Below are 19,550 nucleotides of genomic sequence, written 5' to 3' on the forward strand. Positions count from 1 at the left end.
CCCTCTCGGACTAACGTGAACAGCTGTTAACAGCAAGCCTTCCCTGGCCGACGAAAGTGGTTTTCTTCACAAACAGGTCGCGCCCCCGGGCTGGCAATGGGACAAAACGGGCGCAGCTTATGCCGCCTTCGGCGACGATCCGGCGACATCGCCCCCGCACCCTTGCCTTTTGCGCGTTCGGGCTTATGTTGCGGGTTTGCCGCTATGACTTTTGGAGGCGTTCATGTCCGAGGCTCCCCGCATCCGCATCGAAGGCGCACGCCAGCATAACCTCAAAAACCTCACCCTGGACATCCCCCGCGACAAGCTCGTGGTGGTGTGCGGCCCGTCGGGGTCGGGCAAGTCCACGCTGGCCTTCGACATCGTCTACGCCGAAGGCCAGCGGCGCTACGTGGAATCGCTGTCCGCCTACGCCCGGCAGTTCCTGCCGCAGATGGACAAGCCGCAGGTGGACAAGATCGAGGGGCTGTCCCCGGCCATTTCGCTGGAACAGCAGACCGCCACGCGCAACCCGCGTTCGACCGTGGGCACGGTGACGGAAATCTACGACTTCCTGCGCGTGTTCTACGCCCGCCTGGGCAAGCCCCACTGCCCCAAGTGCGGCCAGCCCATCACGGCCCGCACCACCGACGAAATCATACACGACGTGTTGGCCTTTCCCGAGGGCGCGAAACTCCTGCTGCTCGCGCCGCTGGTCGAACATCAAAAGGGCACCCATGCCGACCGGCTCAAGAAACTCAAGAGCCAGGGGTTCGCGCGTGTGCGCGTAAACGGTGCGGTCACCAACCTGGAGCCCCTGCCGGAGCTGGAAAAGAACAAGCGCCACAACATCGATCTCGTGGTGGACCGGCTCGTGGTCAAGGACGGCATCCGCTCGCGCCTGTCCGATTCGGTGGAGCTCGCCCTGGGCCAGGGCGAGGGACGGCTCATCGTCGCCGACCACGAAGGCAAGGCGGCCGACCGCATCTTCTCCACGGCCTCCTCCTGCCCCACCTGCAAGATCAGCGTGCCCAAGCCCTCGCCGCAGCTTTTCTCCTTCAACAGCCCCCAGGGGGCCTGCCCGGCCTGCTCGGGCATCGGCGCGGTGGAATATTTCGAGCCGGCGCTGCTTGCGCCCAACAAGGGCCTGTCCCTGGCCGGCGGCGGCATCCTGCCCTGGAAAAGCGAACGGGCGCTGGCGCGCTACGCCCGCCGCCTGGAGGACCTGGGCAAACGCCACGGCTTCACCCTGAAAACGCCCCTGGCCGATTTTTCCCCCGAGGCCTGGGCGGCGCTTTTTTTCGGCGACAAGCCCTTCGGCTGGGAAGGCGTGGTGCAACTGCTCGAGCACGGCCAGTCCTTCGGCTCGGTCTGGCGCGACGAACTGGCCCGCTACCGTCAGTCGCGGCCCTGCCCGGTCTGCATGGGCGCGCGGCTGCGGCCCGAGGCGCTGGCCGTGAAGGTGGCGGACACCAACATCTTCGAATTCTGCTCCATGCCCATCGACCGGGCCCTGGCCTGGATATCGGCGCTCACCTTCGCCGGGGCCGAGGCGCTCATTGCCGAGCCGCTGCTCAAGGAACTCACGCATCGCTTGAAGTTTCTCACGGGCGTCGGCCTCGACTACCTGTCGCTCTCGCGCAACATGGCCACCCTTTCCGGCGGCGAGGCCCAGCGCATCCGCCTCGCCGGCCAGCTCGGCTCGGGGCTCGTCGGCGTCACCTACGTCCTCGACGAACCGAGCATCGGCCTGCACCCCCGCGACAACGACCGCCTCCTCGGCACGCTGCGCCAGTTGCAGGGCCGGGGCAACACCGTGCTCGTGGTGGAGCACGACGAGGCCACCATCCGGCACGCGGACCACGTGGTCGAGCTCGGCCCGGGTTCGGGGAGGCTCGGCGGCGAGATCGTCTACCAGGGCGACGTGGCCGGCATGCTTGCGGACGAGAAGTCGCTGACCGGCAAATACCTGCGCGGCGACGCCGCCTCGCCCATTCCGGAAACGCGCCGGCGGTCGGAAAAATCCCTGGTGCTGCACGGCGTGACCACCAACAACTTGAAAAACATCGACGCGGAAATTCCGCTCGGCTGCCTGGTCTGCGTCACGGGCGTTTCGGGCTCGGGCAAGAGCTCGCTGGTCATGGACACGCTCTACAAGCACCTCGCCCTGGCCAAGGGCCTCAAGGTGGACGCGCCGGGCATGATCGCGGGCATCGAGGGGGCGGAGCTCGTCGAAAAGATCGTGAGCATCGACCAGACGCCCATCGGGCGCACGCCGCGCTCCAACCCGGCCACCTACACCAAGGTGTTCGACGAGATCCGCGAGATTTTCGCCACCACGCCCGACGCCAAGCGGCGCGGCTTCAAGCCCGGCCGGTTCAGCTTCAACGTCAAGGGCGGGCGCTGCGAGGCCTGCGGCGGCGACGGGCAGATCCGCGTGGAGATGCACTTCCTGCCGGACATCTTCGTCACCTGCGAGGTCTGCGGCGGATTGCGCTACAACCGCGAAACCCTGGACGTGCGCTACAAGGGGCTGACCATCGCCGAGGTGCTGGACCTGACCGTGCGCCAGGCCAGGAGCTTTTTCGAGAACTACCCGGTGCTCGACCGCAGGCTCGCGGTGCTCGAGGAAGTGGGGCTCGAATACCTGCACCTGGGCCAGCCGGCGACGACCCTTTCCGGCGGCGAGGCCCAGCGCATCAAGATCTCGCGCGAGCTCGGCAAGCGCAGCCTGCCCGGCGCGCTCTACATCCTGGACGAGCCGACCACGGGGCTGCACATGCAGGAGGTGGGCAAGCTCATCACCGTGCTGCACAAGCTCGTGGACAAGGGCGCGAGCGTGGTGGTCATCGAGCACAACACCGACGTGGTCGCGGCCTCGGACTACGTGATCGACCTCGGCCCCGGCGGCGGCGAGGCCGGCGGGCGCATCGTCGCCAAGGGCACGCCCGAGGAGCTCAAGGCCAATCCCGATTCCGTGACCGGCCGCTTCCTCACCCTGCTCAAATAACGCCCCCGGCCCCTGCGCCACCGCCCGGACGCAGTCCTTCTCCCCCATCGAGGAGGTCCAGGAGGGGGATCACCCCCTCCTGGCCGCCGGAGGCACTCTTCCTCCCCTCCTCTCCTCCAATCTATAGAAATATCTCAGGCTCCCGCCGTTCGTGGCAGTTGGCGGCGAGGCGCTGCGCCACCGCGAGCATGGCCGGATGGGTCACGCGGCGCGCATGCGTGGGGCAGGCCTTGACGCAGGCGCAGCAGCGGATGCAGGCGAAGGCGTCCGTGGTCACGACGCCCTCCTCGTCCAGGCGCACGGCCCCGACGGGACAGATGTCCGCGCACAGGCCGCAGCCCTGGCAAAGCGCCGCATCCGCCTGCGGCGACACCCCGCCCGAAAGCCCGGCCTCGCGGTAGGGCCGGTTGCCGGGAACGGCAAGGGGCGGACAGGCCGCCACATCGGCCAGCCCCGCGAGCTTGGCCGCCACGGCCAGGCCGAATTCCCGCGCCGCGCGCAGGTCGTCGGCGTCCGGCCGGCCCGGGGCGATGGGCGTCGCGTCACTGCTGAAGGAATGCTCGCCGACGAAGGCCCCGGCCGCCAGAGGCGTAAATCCCAGTTCCACCGCCAAATCGCGGAGTTCCAGCAACGCGTCTTCATAGGCCCTGTTGCCGTAGACCACGACCAGCACAGCCGGGCCGCCAGCGCCTTTTATCCGCCGCAGGCGGTCGACGGCCGTGGCCGGCAGCCGGCCGGCGTAGACCGGCACGCCGAAAACGGCCAGGAGGTCCGCGCCGACGGCCGACGGCGCGCCCGCCTCCGCCCCGGTCAGGTCGAGGTCCTCGGCCCGCGCCAACCCCAGACCCGCGCCAATGGCCCCGACCACCGCGCGCGTGGTGCCCGTGGGCGAAAAATAAACCAGCCGCGACGCAAGTTCACGCATCGTACCCCTCCCCCGGCCTGTCCGCCTTCCCAAATCCGTCGACACGACAGCTCCGGACAAGCATGAAGCGCGTGTCGTGCGAAAACAAAAACACAGGGACGCCCTACAAGTCGTCGTCGCGGTCGTCCTTGCCGGTCATCCACTTGTCGATGGGATTGTCCTTGCCGGGATGGCGGTCCTTGTAGTTCTTGGCCCGTCGGTTGAAATAGGCCAGGATCACGAAGCCGAACACGATCAGGACGAGCAGGAACATGCCGTTGCTCATAGGCGCCTCCGGGCTGTGCGATCAGGAGCAGGCCGCGGCGGTTCTTCCACGTCGGAACGCCCGACGCCTTGCCGAGGCCAAACCTTGCAAAAACGTCATCGCAGTATTCCCGATACGCCGCCCCCGTCGCCTTGTACAGCCTCCGCAGCCGCATCGCCGCGCCGCCGTTGCCGACCCGACACACATCGTCTTTACAGTCGCGTCCCTCGACCAACGGAGGGGACCGGGCAAGCGTCCCCCACATCCTGGCGCAACATTTTCCCTGGAGCCACCCATGCGCAGTTTCGGCATAAGCGGCGTACTGACCCTGGCGGTCAGCGCAACGGTCCTGGCCGGCATCCTGGCCCTGCTGTTCTACGTTTCGCAAACCACGACCTCCCTCGCCGAGGTCATGGCCGAGCAGTCCATGCGGCAGCTGGCCGACGCCGCCTCCGATTCCCTGGACCTCCGCGCGGCCCAGGCCACGGAGTTGGCCTCCGCCCTGGCCAGGCGTCCCGGCATCCGCGACGCCTTCGAGGGCAACCAAGCCGTCGCCAAGACAGTCCTTAACGAAACACTCGGCAGCTACAAGGACGTCTTCTCCATCCTGGTCCTCGACGCTTCGGGCAGACTGCTGGCCGGGCGCAACGCGAAAGGCCAGGACTACGAGCAGGGCATGTCCTACGCCGAGCGTTCCTACGTGGCGGCCTACCAATCCGGCGCGGCCACGTACGTCACGCCTTCGGCCTACAAGTCCAAGCACGGCGGAGGGCTCATCATGTCCGCGTCGAGTCCGGTCTATGGCCCGGACAGAAAGCTCCTCGGCGGCGTGGTCGTCAACATGGACATCGCCCCCATCGCCGCCGATCTCGTCAACCACCTGCGTGTCGGCGAGAAGGGCTATGGCTTCGTGGTGGACGCCTCGGGCATGGTGGTCGCCCACGGCGCGGATGCCGGACTGGTTGGCCAGGATGTGTCCGGGCTCGATTTCATCCGTAAGCTCATGGAAATCCGGACGGGCATGTTCGACTACCTCTGGAAGGGCGAGGAAAAGGCCATGGCCACGGTCCGCTCCGCCAAGACGGGCTGGTACACGGGCATCACCGCGGCCAAGGCCGACCTTACGGCAGTCGCCCACAGCCAGCGCTTCGTTCTCCTTGGCGTGGGCCTTGCCGTGGTGGCGCTTTGTACCTGCGTCATCGTCCTCGTCACGCGCCGGCTTGTGCTGCGGCCTCTTGCGGCGCTTGCGGCCTACAGCGACAGCATCGCCTCCGGCGCATACGGCGCGACGCTTTCCGGCGGCTTCCGCTTCGAGATGGCGACGCTGGCCGAGCACCTGCGCAGGATGGTCGCCCAGCTCAAGGAGCGCCTGGGCTTTGCCAAGGGGCTGCTCGACGCCATGCCGCTGGCCTGCGTGGTCGCGGGCCCGAACGGCAACATCCGCTTCCTCAACCAGCCCGTGCTCGACTTTCTGGAAGCCGACGGCAAGCCCGAAGACTACCTCGGCCAGCCGGCCGGCGCCTTTTTCTACGGCGATCCGGACCGTCCCACCATCACCATGCGCACCATGCAGGAAGGCAAGGCCCTCACCGGCATCCAGACCGAGGTGGCCACGCGCAAGGGCAACATGGCCTTCACGCAGATCGACGCAGCGCCCCTCTATGATCTCGACGGCGTCTGCCTCGGCGGTTTCGCCATGTTCACGGACCTGTCGCAGTTGCGCTGCCAGCAGGAGCAGATCGCGGCGCAAAACGATTTGATCGCGCACGCCGCCGCCGAGGCCGCCGCCGTGGCCGAACGCATGGCCTCGGCCTCCCAGGAACTGTCGGCCCAGATCGAACAGTCGAGCCAGGGGGCCATGGACCAGAGCGACCGGGTGCGGGGCACGGCGACGGCCGTGGAACAGATCAACGCCACCATCCTGGAAGTGGCCAGAAACGCCGCCGACACGGCCGCGAACGCGCACGAGGCCCAGGAAATGGCGCGCAGGGGCGCTTCGCTGGCCGAGGCCGTGGTCACGGCCGTGGACACCGTGCGCGGCCGGGCCGTCGGCCTCAAGGAAACCATGTCCGAACTCGGCGGCCGCGCCCAGGGCATCGGCGCGGTCATGAACGTGATTTCCGACATCGCGGACCAGACCAACCTGCTCGCCTTAAATGCCGCCATCGAGGCGGCCCGGGCCGGCGAGGCCGGACGCGGCTTCGCCGTGGTCGCCGACGAGGTGCGCAAACTCGCCGAAAAAACCATGGCCGCGACCAAGGAAGTCGGTGCGGCCATCGCCGGCATCCAGCACGGCACGGCCGAAACCGTGGCCATGGTGGACGGGGCCGTGGCCAGCGTCGAGGAGGCCACGACCCTGGCCAAATCCTCGGGTTCGGCCCTGGCCGACATCGTGGCCGTGGTGACCACGGCCGGGGACCAAGTCCGGGCCATCGCCACGGCCGCCGAGGAACAGTCGGCAACCGTCGAGGAGATCAGCCTGTCCGTCGCGGCCATCAACCGCATCGCCTCGGAGACCGCGGACGCGATGCTCCAGTCGGCCACGGCCGTGACGGAACTGGCCGACCAGGCGCAGGGCCTGTCCGGCCTGGTCGCGGACATCCGCGGCAACGGCCGGACCGCCCTGCCGGCATAACGCCCGCCCGTCCACGCCGCCCCGGCCGCCGCTGCCGGGGCGGCGTCCCGCCTCCCTCCGCTCCCTTCCTGTGCCGTCGCCAAGGTGCGGCGCGAGGCCAAACCTGATTAATTGGTATTTCTTTGGGACCGATAAGAATCGAAAAAACAGCCTAGAAAAAAAGATCGGAGTACCTTAAAGAATGGCGGTTCGACTCTCCGGGACCGTCAAATATAGAGCGTTTCATACTCTATACTTGACAAGATATCTTCTCGAAGTGCGTTCTCCTTCCAGATCAACGACAGCCCGGGCGCCGGCATAATATCTTTTTCAGGATTCACGGCGCACGCAAGCACGCCGTCCATTATGGAGAACCCTCATGCGTAAGATGGGCATCAATGCCGTCCTGACCCTTGCCGTCCTCGTTTCGCTTTTTATCGGCATCGCCACGCTGATCGTCTACACGACCACCTCCACCTTCACCATTTCCACGACGCTCCAGGAGCAGGCCCTGACGCAGACGGCCAAGAGCACGGCCAGCGTGCTCGAGCTTTTCATCGAAAACGCCAAGGATGCGGCGGAGAACCTGGCCAACCTGCGCGTCGCCCAGGAGGCCCTGTCCGGCGACGCCGCGCGCGCCCAGGCCATGCTCAACAAATACGTGGCCAATTCCAACAATCTCACCTCGGCCATGCTCATCGCCCCCGACGGCAAGCCCGTGGCCGGCGTGACCAAATCCGGGGACCCCCTGGCCGCAAGCTACGCCGACCGCGAGTATTTCAAGGCCATCATGGGCGGCAAGCAGGAATACACCACCAAAACGATTCTCAAAGGGAAAACCACGGGCACGCTGCTCTTCGTGGTCGCTCACGCCGTGGTGGACGACGCGGGCAAAACCCTCGGCCTGGCCGTCGTGTGCCCCGCCTGGGAACACTTCACCAAGAAGTTCATCGACCCCGTCCGCTTCGGCAAGACAGGCTACGGCTACATGCTGGACGCGGACGGACGGGTCATCGCCCATGCCATGAACAAGTCCCTGCTGCTGGGCCGCCTTCTTGACGAAAGCATCACCGAACGGGTCCTGGCGCTCAAGAACGGCATCCTGAACTATCTGTTCCAGGGCGAGAAAAAGTACATGGCCGTGGCCGAGGTGCCGCAAACGGGCTGGCTCGTGTGCATGACCGCCGCGGAATCGGAGATGTCCGGGCTGGCCGCCGGGCAGCGCAACGTGCTCATCGTCCTCGGCGTCGCTGTGCTGGCCGTGGTCGCCGGCCTGATCATGGTCTTCAACCGGGTGGTGGTCATAAGGCCGCTTCACGCCATCATGGACTTCGCCGGAAAAGTCGCCGCCGGCGACCTCAAGGCCGCGCTTTCCGGAAAATTCCGTTTCGAGCTGGCCGCCCTGGCCCAGGATCTCGGCGCCATGGTCGCGGAGCTCAAAAACAAGCTCGGCTTCGCCCAGGGCGTCATGAACGGCATCCCCACCCCCTGCGGCATCGTCGGCCCGGACTGCAACACGATCTGGGTCAACGAGCACATCTGCCGGCTCCTGGAAAAGCCGGGCGCGCCGGAAAGCTACGTCGGCCAGCGCTCGGGGCTTTTCTACCTCAACGACGCCGGCAAGGAGACCTGCTCCGACCGGGCCATCCGCGAACGCCGCCAGGGACACAACCAGCTCGACTACGTCACTCCGTCCGGGAAAAAGTTGCACATCCAGGTCGTGAGCACCCCGTTCTACGACATGGACGGCCAGATCCTCGGCTCCATTTCCTTCTGGGACGACCGTACGGAACTCCACGAGCAGCAGATGCGCATCGAACGCCAGAACGCGCTCATGGCCGACGCGGCGGCCAAGGCCGCGGCCGTTTCCGACCGCATGGCCTCGGCTTCCCAGGAACTCTCCGCCCAGATCGAACAGGGCAACCAGGGGGCCCAGGAGCAGAACAACCGCGTCCAGGACACGGTCACGGCCGTGGAAGAGATGAACGCCACCATCCTCGAAGTGGCGCGCAACGCCGGCGACACCGCCCGGGGCGCGCAGGAGGCCGGGGACAAGGCCCGCGAAGGGGCCGACGTCGTCGTCAAGGTGGTGGCGGCCGTGGGCGGCGTGCGCGACGCCGCGGGCAAGCTCAAGGACAACATGCGCGACCTGGGACAGCAGGCACGGGATATCGGCGCGGTGCTCGGGGTCATCTCCGACATCGCCGACCAGACCAACCTGCTTGCGCTCAATGCCGCCATCGAGGCGGCGCGCGCAGGCGAGGCCGGACGCGGCTTCGCGGTCGTGGCCGACGAAGTGCGCAAGCTCGCCGAGAAGACCATGCACGCGACCAAGGAGGGAAACAAAAACATGGTGGACGAGGCCGCGGCCGCCGTGGATACGGCGACCGCCCTGGCCGAGCGTTCGGGCGCGGCGCTTGCCGAGATCGTGAGCGTGGTCCAGGCGGCCGGCGACCAGGTCCGCGCCATCGCCACGGCGGCCGAACAGCAGTCCGCCACGTCCGAGGAGATCAACCGCTCCATCGAAGCCATCAGCAGCATCGCCTCGGAAACGGCCGACGCCATGTCCCAGTCCGCCCAAGCCGTGACCGAACTGGCCGAACTGGCCCAGAACCTGACCGCGCTCGTGGCCGGCATCCAGGGCGGCGGGCAGGCCGCCCTCGGCGCGTAACGGCCTTTCCTCTTCGTACCGCCCCGGCCGCAACGCCGGCCGGGGCGCTTCCCTGCCGTGCGGGGCGCGCGACGCGTCCGTAAAAGCGCCTCCGCTTTTCGGAAACCATTCGCTCAATCCGTTCTTTTCCGGAAAAACACGGACGGACCAGGAACGATCGCGGCCTAGACGCCGGCGAAATACGCCGTCACCGCCGCATAGTCCGCGTCCTCTTGCGTCAGCGGCTTTTCACGCAGCGTGCGCGTAAGCAGCGTATCGAACGCCGCGGACATCCCCTGCCCCTCCGCCAGGCGCTGCTTGACCGCGCATGCCGTAAAGCGGTCCGGCTCTGCGCTGAATTCCAGGTTCCCGGACAGTCCCCGCAGCTTCAGGTAAAACGGGTCGCGTCGGCGCATCAGCATGGATTCCATCGGATTGGGGCCGACCATGTAGCCCAGGAGCTGGAAGTCTTCCGAATGGTAATGGACGTGGACGAAGTTGTTCCAACGGAAGACCGTGCCGCGCAATTCCACGGGGATGCCGTCGATGACGATGACGCCGGCGATGGCGATGCCCTCGTCCGTCTGCGCCTCGGTCCTGGCCACTCCCTGGAAAATGATGTCGCGCTCCTCGGGCCGGTAATAGATTTTGTGCACGCCCGACAGGAGCTGGTACAGGGGGTAGTTCGCCGCAACGCCGTTGTGCGCCGCGATGTGCTTGCGCGCCTGGTTGTCGTAGAGACAGACGTCCAAGGCGCGCCCGCGGGCGAACCTGTTTTTGTGCCGCAAGATCTCGCAGGAAAAAGCCGCCGAGTATGCGCCGATGGACGCATCGACGAACACGTGGACCGGAACCTGGAAAAAACCGGCGTAGCGTTCCAGGCGGTGCGCCGGAATGCCCGAGCGGATATCCTCGATGACGGTGTTGACGCTGCGCGGCAGGCCGCACTGGGCCCAGCGGTCGTTGGCGGAGATATGGTTCGGCCCCACGCGGGTGCCCCATGACAGACCAGACAGCTTCAAGGCCATGTAGAGCTTTTCGCCCGTAGCGTTGACGCGTAGGGTTTTCGGTCTTCCCTGAGCCATCCACATGCTCCGCCGCTTCTTACGAATACGTCAGCAAGATAAATTGGTGTTTGTTTTATGTCAATAATAACCAAGAAATACGTCTGCAGCTCCTCCGTGCGCCGCGGCGCAGGAACGCGGCGATGCGCGACGCGGGACGCAGGCTTCCGCCGACCCGCCCTTTTTTGTTTTCCGATTGCGCCGATTCACAACATCCTGTAAAATGTTGCAAGGTTGTATCAAATGTCGGGAGAACGTGTCGTCGGCGAACGGGCTTGGTCCGGCCCGCCCCGTCGCCCGGCACATGCCGTCGACCGGAGGAAGGCATGAAAAAAGCGAGCATCAATACGGTTCTCACCCTGCTTGTCGCCGCCCTGGTCCTTGCCGCCGTGCTCGTTCTGGTCGGGTACGTCTCCACCTCTTCCTACGAAATGGCCACCCGCCTTGAGGAGTCCTCGTTGCGGCAACTGGCCACGGGTGCGAGCCGCACCCTCGAACTCTACCTCGACGACGCGGCCGACGTGGCCAGGGCGCTGTCCACCCAGGACGCGGTCGTGGAGGGGCTTGCCGGCAACAGCGGACGGCTGGCCGCGCGGTTTCGCAACTACATCGAAAGCTACCAGCAGTACTGGGCCATCTTCGCCTTCGACACCTCCGGCAAGATCGTGGCCGGCTTCAACGCCAAGAAGGAGGACATGGCCGGGGGCAGCCGCGCCGACCGCAGCTACGTCAAGGGCGTGCTCGGCGGCCAGGATCTGGTGTTCACGGACAAGGTCCTTTCCGCGCGCAGCGGCGACATCCTCATCTTCGTGGTGGCCAAGGCCGTGCGCGACGCCTCGGGAAAACTCCTCGGCGGCGTGGCCGTGTGTCCCAAGTGGAACGTCTACGCCAAGGATTTCATCGACCCCCTGCGCTTCGGCGAGCGGGGCTACGCCTTCATGCTCGACGCCGCGGGCACGGTCATCGCCCACGGCACGGACAAGGGCCTGCTCCTCAAAAGCATGGCGGACGTCGATTTCATCAAGGAGGCCCTCGCGCAAAAGGACGGCTCCCTGTCCTACGACTGGAAAGGCGAGCGCAAATACATGGCCCTGGCCCGGGTGCCGACCACGGGCTGGATCGTGTGCATGACGGCCTACGAGTCCGAGATGACCGCGCTTGCCCGCAGACAGCGCACGATTGTCTTCGCGATCGGCGCCCTGGCCCTCGTCCTGGCCGTGGCCGGCATCGCCCTGGCCAACAGGAGCCTGGTGCTGCGCCCCCTGTCCCGCATGGCGGCCTATACCGCCCGGATCGCCGGGGGCGACCTGCACGCCACCCTCGACGGAACCTTCCGTTTCGAACTCGCCGCCCTGGCCGGCAACCTGCAGCGCATGGTCGGCGAACTCAAGGAGCGCCTCGGCTTCGCCCAGGGCGTGCTGGCCGGCATTCCGGCCCCCTGCGCCGTGGCCGGGCCGGACAGCCGCATCCTGTGGATCAACCGCCAGGCCGTGGAGCTCCTGGAACTGCGCGCCACGCCCGAATCCGCCAAGGGGCAGGACGCGGGAGCGCTTTTTTACGACGACCCCGGCCGGGAGACCCTGACGCACAAGACCATCGCCGCGCGCCAGGGCCTGTCCCTGGACGTGGACTTCACGACCAGAAGCGGCCGACTCCTGCACCTGCACGTGGACACCACGCCCTTTTACGACATGGACGGCAGCCTCCTTGGTTGCCTGGTGTTCTGGAACGACCTGACCGCCATCACCGCCCAGAAAAATCGCATCGAGGCGCAAAACGCCCTCATCGCCGACGCGGCAGCCAAGGCCGCGGCCGTTTCCGACCGCATGGCCTCGGCCTCCCAGGAGCTCTCCGCCCAGATCGAGCAGGGCAACCAGGGGGCCCAGGAGCAGAACAACCGCGTCCAGGACACGGTCACGGCCGTGGAAGAGATGAACGCCACCATCCTCGAGGTGGCGCGCAACGCCGGCGACACCGCCCGGGGCGCGCAGGAGGCCGGGGACAAGGCCCGCGAAGGGGCCGACGTCGTCGTCAAGGTGGTGGCGGCCGTGGGCGGCGTGCGCGACGCCGCGGGCAAGCTCAAGGACAACATGCGCGACCTGGGACAGCAGGCACGGGATATCGGCGCGGTGCTCGGGGTCATCTCCGACATCGCCGACCAGACCAACCTGCTCGCCCTAAACGCCGCCATCGAGGCGGCGCGCGCAGGCGAGGCCGGACGCGGCTTCGCGGTCGTGGCCGACGAAGTGCGCAAGCTCGCCGAGAAGACCATGCACGCGACCAAGGAGGTCGGCGAAGCCATTTCCGGCATCCAGCACGGCACGGCCGAGACCGAACATATGGTGGACGAGGCCGCGGCTGCCGTGGATACGGCGACCGCCCTGGCCGAGCGTTCGGGTACGGCGCTTTCCGAAATCGTGAGCGTGGTCCAAGCGGCCGGCGACCAGGTCAGCGCCATCGCCACGGCGGCCGAACAGCAGTCCGCCACGTCCGAGGAGATCAACCGCTCCATCGAAGCCATCAGCCGCATCGCCTCGGAAACCGCCGACGCCATGTCCCAGTCCGCCCAGGCCGTAAGCGAGCTGGCCGAACTGGCCCAGAACCTGACCGCGCTCGTGGCCGGCATCCAGGGCGGCGAACAAACCGCCCTCGCCGCCTAGCTTCGCGTCTCCCGGCTCGGGCCCGGCGTCGCGCCGGGAGACGCACTTGTCCCTTTCGTCACAAATCCGGCTTGCCTCTCTCCTTGTTCGCGGCTATGGGGACAGCCGCATCGCCGCCGACGCGCCGGCATGTTGCCGCGCCGCCGCGCATCCGGCGATCTTTCCAAAGGAGTCCCCATGCGCAAAGCCGGCATCAACGCGATTCTGGCCGTGACCGTCACCCTGTTCATCCTGGCCGGCGTCGCCGTTCTCGTCGTCTACGTTTCCCACTCGTCCCTGGACATGGCCGAAACGATCCAGACGCAGGCCCTGTCCGAACTGGCCCGCGCCACGGCCGACAGCACGTCCACGTACCTGCGCGGCACGGCGCAGGTCGTCGATTCTCTGGCCTCCCAGGACGCCATCAAGGAGGCCTTCGCCGGCTCCCCGACGCGAGCCCAGGAGCGACTGCGCAATTATATACAGGGATTCAAGGACTATTTCTCCTTTTTCCTGTTCGACGCCAAGGGCAGGATCATCGCCGGCGTCAATGCCGACGGCAAGGATCTCACCGGCGGCGACCGGACGAACCGGGAGTACGTCCGGGCCATCCTCGACGGCAAGGACCTCGTGTTCAGCCGGTCGATCATGAAGGCCACAAGCGGCGACGCCCTCATTTACGTCGTGGCCAAGGCCGTGCGCGGCGCGGATGGCAAGGTGCTCGGCGGCGTGGTCGCCTCGCCGCTTTTAAGCGACTTCACGGGACACACCATCGACGCCGTCCGCTTCGGCAAGCGCGGCTACGCCTTCATGCTCGACAGCCAGGGGCGGCTCATCGCCCACGGCGGGGACAAGAACCTCATCCTCACCGACCTTTCCCGGGAACCCTTCGTGCGCAAGGCCCTGGACGCGGGCTCCGGAACTTTTGCCTACGACTGGAAAGGCGAGGCCAAGGTCATGGCGGTCGCACCGGTTGCCGCCACGGGCTGGCTCGTGTGCATGTCGTTTTACACCGACGAGATGACCGCCCTGGCCCGGCAGCAACGGTTGACGCTTACCGGCATCGGCCTGGCCGTGGTGTTCGTGGTCGCGGGCCTCATCACGCTGCTCAACCGCCGGCTGGTGCTGCGCCCGCTGCATTCCCTCGGCGCGTTCACCAGGCGCGTGGCCGACGGCGACTTCAGCGCCACCCTCGACGGCGCGTTCCGGGCGGAACTCGGCGCCTTCGCCGACGCCCTGCGACACATGGTGGGGCAGCTCAAGACACGGCTCGGCTTCGCCCAGGGCGTGCTCGACGGCATCCCCACCCCCTGCGGCATCGTCGGCCCGGACTACGCCATGACCTGGGTCAACGACCACCTTTGCCGTTTCCTGGAAAAACCCGGCACGCCGGAATCCTACGTCGGCATGCGCTCCGGCGCTTTCTACTACGACGACACGCAACGCGAGACCCTCTCCGACCGGGCCATCCGGGAACGCCAGCCCCTGGAAAAGGAGTTCGACTACCGGACGCCTTCAGGCAAGGACCTGCATGTCGCCGTGCGCACGACCCCGTTTTTCGACCTTGACGGCAATATGCTCGGCTCCATCTCCTTCTGGCTGGACCTCACGGAAATCCACGCACAGAAAAGCCGCATCGAGGCGCAAAACGCGGTCATCGCGCAAACCGCGGCCAAGGCGCTCGTCGTGGCCGACCGCATGGCCACCGCCTCCCAAGAGCTTTCGGCGCAGATCGAGCAGTCGAGCCAGGGGGCCCGGGAACAGAACAACCGCGTCCAGGACACGGTCACGGCCGTGGAGGAAATGAACGCCACCATCCTCGAAGTGGCGCGCAACGCCGGCGACACCGCGCGCGACGCGCAGGAAGCCGGGGCCAAGGCCCGCGAAGGAGCCGCGCTGGTGACGCGGGTCGTGGGCTCCGTCGGATCCGTGCGCGACGCCTCGGCCAGGCTTCGGGACAACATGCACGAACTGGGGCAGCAGGCGCAGGGCATCGGCACCGTGCTCGGGGTCATCTCCGACATCGCCGACCAGACCAACCTGCTCGCGCTCAATGCCGCCATCGAGGCGGCGCGCGCCGGCGAGGCCGGGCGCGGCTTCGCGGTCGTGGCCGACGAGGTGCGCAAGCTCGCCGAAAAGACCATGCACGCGACCAAGGAGGTCGGCGACGCCATTGCCGGCATCCAGCAGGGCACGGTCGAAACCGGGCACATGGTGGACGCCGCCGCCGCCGCCGTGGACGATGCCACGACCCTGGCCGAACGCTCGGGCGCGGCGCTTTCCGAAATCGTCAGCGTGGTCGAAACCGCCGGCGACCAGGTGCGGGCCATCGCCACGGCGGCCGAACAGCAGTCCGCCACCTCCGAGGAGATCAACCGCTCGGTCGAGGCGATCAGCGGCATCGCCTCGGAAACGGCCGAGGCCATGACGCAGTCCGCGGACGCCGTGGCCGACGTGGCCCGGCAGGCCCAGGAACTCCACGGCCTCATGCGCGAACTCGACCAGGGCGGCGGGGACCGGCGCGCCCTGGCGTAGCCCGGCACGTTTGCCATTCGACGGCTTTCCCGTTATCTTTCGCTGCTTCGGTCGGCACGGCCGAAGCAGCGGAAACGCTCCTTATTTCCCCTTCCGGGGGACGGCGCCGGCAGGCCGCGACACGCTGCCGCCAGCGGCTCCGTTTCCCGTGACCCCAAGGAGAGAAACCTCATGCGCATACTCGTGGTCGGCTCGGGCGGGCGGGAGCACGCCCTGGCCCGCACGCTCGTAAAAAGCCCCGACGTGTCGGCGGTGCTCGCCGCGCCCGGAAACGGCGGCACGGCAGGCGTGGGCGAAAACGTCCCCGTCGCAGACAGCGACGTCCCCGGGCTCGTGGCCCTGGCCAAGGACCGCGGCATCGACCTCGTCGTGGCCGGCCCCGAAGCGCCGCTCGTGGCCGGCATCCGCGACGCCATGGAAACGGCCGGCATCCCCTGCTTCGGCCCGGACGCCTACGCCGCGGGCCTCGAAGGCAGCAAGGCCTTTGCCAAGGACGTCATGGCCGCGGCCGGCGTGCCGACCGCCGCCTACGCGACCTTCACCGACGCCGCGTCGGCCCGGGCCTACGTGGAAAAGGTCGGCGCGCCCGTGGTGGTCAAGGCCGACGGCCTGGCCGCCGGCAAGGGCGTGACCGTGGCCGCGACCAAGGAAGAGGCGCTGGCCGCCGTGGACGAGTCCCTGGTCGCGGGCGCGTTCGGCAAGGCCGGGACCAAGGTCGTGGTGGAAGAGGCGCTTGTCGGCGAGGAGGCCTCGTTTCTGGCCTTTTGCGACGGCGCGGCCTCCGTGGCCATGACCGCCTGCCAGGACCACAAGGCCGCCTACGACGGCGACACCGGCCCCAACACCGGCGGCATGGGCGCGTACTGCCCGGCCCCGGTGCTGCCCCCGTCGCGCTACGAGGAGACCAAGGCCCTGGTCATCGACCCGATCCTGCGCGAGATGGCCAAGCGCGGCCACCCCTTCACGGGCATCCTCTACGCCGGACTCATGATGACCGCCGACGGCCCCAAGGTCCTCGAATACAATGTGCGCTTCGGCGACCCGGAATGCCAGCCGCTGCTCGCGCGCCTGGAAAGCGACCTGCCGGCCATCTTCTTCGCCTGCCGGGCCGGGACGCTCACGCCGGAGCTCGTGCGCTGGTCCGCGAAAAGCGCGCTGTGCGTGGTCATGGCCGCGCCCGGCTATCCGGGCAGCTATCCCAAGGGCATGGAGATCACGGGCATCGCGGCGGCCGAGGCCGATCCGGCGGTGACGGTCTACCAGGCCGGCACGCGCCGCGACGGGGAGCGCATCCTCACCTCGGGCGGCCGGGTGCTCGGGGTCACGGCCCTTTGCGACACCCTGGCCGCGGCCAAGGCGACCGCCTACGAGGCGTGTGCGAAAATCCGTTTCGACGGCGCGTTCTACCGCCGCGACATCGGCGACAAAGGACTCAAGCGGGAGGGCAAATAGCTATGCGCGTTGCCATTTTCATCGGCTCGATCTCGGACGAAGAGAAGATGCGTCCCTGTTCCAAGGTGCTCGATTCGCTGGGCATCGACCACATGTTCACCGTCACCTCGGCCCACCGCACCCTGGAGCGCACGGAGCGGCTGCTGCGCGAATGCGAGGCCGCCGGCTGCCAGGTGTTCATCTGCGCCGCGGGACTCGCCGCGCACCTGGCCGGGGCCGTGGCCGCGCGGACGGTCAAGCCGGTCATCGGCGTGCCCCTGTCGTCCTCGGGCTCGGCGCTCGGCGGCATGGACGCCATGCTGTCAACTGTCCAGATGCCGCCCGGCTACCCCGTGGCCACGGTGGCCCTGGACGGGGCCGGCGCGAAAAACGCCGCCTGGCTCGCCGCCGCCATCCTGGCCCTTGGCGACCCGGAACTGGCCGGGCGCATCGAAGCCGCCCGCCAGGGTTTCGCCAAGGATGTGGAGACGGCCGCCGCCAAACTCAAGAAAGCGTAACCCGCTTTTTTCCGGCTCAAAAAACGAAAAAGCCCGGGGCCGCCCCCGGGCTTTTTCGTGTCGGCCCTAGGCCTGCGTGGCTTTCACGCGTTTTTCCCAGAGCTTCATTTCCTTCATCTTCTTGCGGCGCTCCCGCTGCAATTCCTTGCACACAAGCGGCATGCCCTTGGGGTATCCCCACTTCTCCCGGTAGGTATCCGGGGTCAGGCCGAACTTGCCCAAGTGCTTTTTGGTGAGGATCTTGAAGGACTTGCCCGACTCGAGGCAGATGATGCTGCGTTCGCGCACGGCCTTTTTCGGGTCCACGGCCGGCGTCTGGACAACCTGCTCGGCGGCGTCCTCGGCCGCGCCCGCGCCTTGCAGGCTGCGGATGCTTTCCGAAAGGCGACGCACCATGGAACTGATCTCTTCCTCGGTCATGTTCCGGACACTGGCCTGGGCTTTGACGATCTCCAAGGCCTCCTTCAAACTGTCATCCATGGATACTCCTTCATCGCGCATGCGATACGACAAGGGCCACGCCGTTTCCGGCAGGCCGGCATTTTTATTGCTCGAACGGGCACGCATCCCCGGCCGCCGCGCGGGTTTCGCCGCAACAGCCGCGTTCCGGGCCATGGCGGCGTCCGGCGGACCCTCTGCGATCCGCCGCCGCGCAACCGACCCCGCTCCGCCTTCCCCGAACCGGGACCGGCAAAAACGGCGGCGGGGAGGGTCCGAGGGCAGGCAGACCATCCCCGCGCCGCAACCCTTCCGTGCCAACGGAAGGGAAATCGCTTCGCGCGCCGTTTCCGCTTGAGGGCCGTCAGGCCGTGCTATCCGTCCGCCCGCCGAAGGACGGCGGCGGAGACCGTCTTTGCGGCCTCCCTGCGCCACGCGCCGAGGACATAGCGCACACCCAGACGCTTGTAGGCCGGGCGTTTGCTGTCGGCGCCGACATCCTCCACGGCCACGTCCATGAGCAGGTTGCCGGCGAACGCCAACACCTCCTCCAGGGCCTGGTGACGCCTGTCCATGTCCCAGTGCCAGGGCATGCGCCCGGGGGAAACGCGCAGGATATCGGCCGGCAGCAACTCCATGAACCGTGCCGGCGGCGCATCCAGGTCGAAATTGTCGAGCAGGATGCGCGCCCCGGCCCGTTTGCAGGCCACGAGCAGCTCCAGGGACCGGGCGGGCTGCGCGAACAGTTCGCCCACGTCGAACATGAGGATGGCGCGCGCGGGGGCCACGCCGTAGGTTTCGCGGATGCGCTGCGGCAGCAGGCCGAGGCGCGCGCGCACCAGGGAGGCCGCGCCGTCGCGCGTCTTGCGGGCGAGAATCGCGCGCACGTCCGCGGGCCGCTCCGGCGACGCGGAATGCCAGTGGACCGGGCCGGCCGCATCGACCTCGCGCGCCGGCGCGGTTTCGATGCCGGCCACGGCCCCCGACCGGATTTCAACCAAGTCGCGGAAATAGAACTCTCCCCGGAACCGGGGCGTCATTTCCGCAGCGGGCCCTTCGAGCCGGGCGGCCGGATAAGGCCACTGAAAAAGCGTGTGCGCCATGAGCGTCCTTCACCTGTTTTGCCGGGACGCTCTTCCAAGAATCGCTCCAATCATGAACTTCTGTCTGTACAGTATGTTACAAAATCTGATCAGTCCTGAATCCGGGATTTTTTGATCGTTGCCATTGTTTTGTCTTTTTTCCAGGACATCAAAAACCACCACACCCTGTCCGGGAATTCCTTTACGCGGCGTCAGCCGGTCATGCCCGTCAGCTTGGCCAACACGCCGAGCGAGGCCGCCAGCAGCTTGTAGCGCAACGGCTCGGGCAAATGCCACACGGTCATGGCCATGTACGCGCCGAAGCCGGCCAGGACGAGGAGGTCGAACAATACGATGACGCGCTTTTTCATGGCTGCCTCCCAGGGGAATTTTTTTCCCCGCCGCCATACCCGAAGCAAAC

The 19,550-nt window shown here is 67.2% G+C and carries 13 protein-coding genes; 7 read left to right on the plus strand and 6 right to left on the minus strand.

Annotated elements, in window-relative coordinates; all coding sequences use genetic code 11:
* The first annotated feature begins 223 nt into the window (after window positions 1-223).
* A complete protein-coding gene (uvrA, locus tag Q368_RS0116125) occupies window positions 224-2,989 on the plus strand; it encodes an excinuclease ABC subunit UvrA (protein WP_029460086.1) in 2,766 nt (921 codons plus the stop codon).
* A gap of 121 nt (window positions 2,990-3,110) precedes the next feature.
* Here uvrA and Q368_RS0116130 read toward each other — a convergent pair whose 3' ends face one another.
* Complete coding sequence (locus tag Q368_RS0116130) at window positions 3,111-3,914, minus strand: 4Fe-4S dicluster domain-containing protein (protein ID WP_029460087.1); 804 nt, start codon at window positions 3,912-3,914, stop codon at window positions 3,111-3,113.
* A gap of 103 nt (window positions 3,915-4,017) precedes the next feature.
* The gene (locus Q368_RS0116135) at window positions 4,018-4,179 is read right to left on the minus strand and encodes a hypothetical protein (RefSeq protein WP_029460088.1); all 162 of its coding nucleotides are present in this window, start codon (window positions 4,177-4,179) and stop codon (window positions 4,018-4,020) included.
* 274 nt (window positions 4,180-4,453) lie between these two features.
* Here Q368_RS0116135 and Q368_RS0116140 point away from each other — a divergent pair, with 274 nt between their 5' ends.
* Window positions 4,454-6,793: a methyl-accepting chemotaxis protein gene (locus Q368_RS0116140; RefSeq protein ID WP_029460089.1), complete on the plus strand. Its 2,340-nt coding sequence runs from the start codon at window positions 4,454-4,456 to the stop codon at window positions 6,791-6,793.
* A 358-nt stretch (window positions 6,794-7,151) separates the two neighbouring features.
* On the plus strand, window positions 7,152-9,443 hold the full coding sequence (locus Q368_RS0116145; RefSeq protein ID WP_029460090.1) for a methyl-accepting chemotaxis protein: 2,292 nt from the start codon (window positions 7,152-7,154) through the stop codon (window positions 9,441-9,443).
* 164 nt (window positions 9,444-9,607) lie between these two features.
* On the opposite strand, the gene Q368_RS0116150 is transcribed toward Q368_RS0116145, so the two are convergent.
* Entirely contained in the window at window positions 9,608-10,507 is a 900-nt protein-coding gene (locus Q368_RS0116150; protein ID WP_156955758.1) for a hypothetical protein, read from the minus strand.
* Window positions 10,508-10,812: 305 nt separating this feature from the next.
* Here Q368_RS0116150 and Q368_RS0116155 point away from each other — a divergent pair, with 305 nt between their 5' ends.
* The 4 genes from Q368_RS0116155 (at window position 10,813) to purE (ending at window position 17,609) form a co-directional block, all read left to right on the plus strand.
* Window positions 10,813-13,146 (plus strand): methyl-accepting chemotaxis protein, encoded by a 2,334-nt coding sequence (locus Q368_RS0116155; RefSeq protein WP_029460092.1) that lies wholly within the window; start codon window positions 10,813-10,815, stop codon window positions 13,144-13,146.
* Between the two features lie 177 nt (window positions 13,147-13,323).
* Entirely contained in the window at window positions 13,324-15,660 is a 2,337-nt protein-coding gene (locus Q368_RS0116160) for a methyl-accepting chemotaxis protein (RefSeq protein WP_029460093.1), read from the plus strand.
* A gap of 171 nt (window positions 15,661-15,831) precedes the next feature.
* On the plus strand, window positions 15,832-17,112 hold the full coding sequence (gene purD, locus Q368_RS0116165; protein WP_029460094.1) for a phosphoribosylamine--glycine ligase: 1,281 nt from the start codon (window positions 15,832-15,834) through the stop codon (window positions 17,110-17,112).
* 2 nt (window positions 17,113-17,114) lie between these two features.
* Complete coding sequence (gene purE / locus Q368_RS0116170) at window positions 17,115-17,609, plus strand: 5-(carboxyamino)imidazole ribonucleotide mutase (RefSeq protein WP_029460095.1); 495 nt, start codon at window positions 17,115-17,117, stop codon at window positions 17,607-17,609.
* A gap of 66 nt (window positions 17,610-17,675) precedes the next feature.
* Here the strand turns inward: purE and Q368_RS0116175 are convergent, their stop codons facing one another.
* From Q368_RS0116175 to Q368_RS26675, 3 genes are all read right to left on the minus strand, one after another.
* Window positions 17,676-18,089, minus strand: coding sequence for a Ros/MucR family transcriptional regulator (locus tag Q368_RS0116175; RefSeq protein WP_029460096.1), 414 nt, complete (start codon window positions 18,087-18,089; stop codon window positions 17,676-17,678).
* A 332-nt stretch (window positions 18,090-18,421) separates the two neighbouring features.
* On the minus strand, window positions 18,422-19,150 hold the full coding sequence (locus Q368_RS0116180) for an EAL domain-containing protein (protein WP_052360213.1): 729 nt from the start codon (window positions 19,148-19,150) through the stop codon (window positions 18,422-18,424).
* A 191-nt stretch (window positions 19,151-19,341) separates the two neighbouring features.
* Entirely contained in the window at window positions 19,342-19,500 is a 159-nt protein-coding gene (locus tag Q368_RS26675) for a hypothetical protein (RefSeq protein ID WP_169740606.1), read from the minus strand.
* Window positions 19,501-19,550 lie beyond the last annotated feature (50 nt).

The sequence above is a fragment of the Solidesulfovibrio alcoholivorans DSM 5433 genome (assembly GCF_000702665.1).
Taxonomy (GTDB): Bacteria; Desulfobacterota; Desulfovibrionia; order Desulfovibrionales; family Desulfovibrionaceae; genus Solidesulfovibrio; species Solidesulfovibrio alcoholivorans.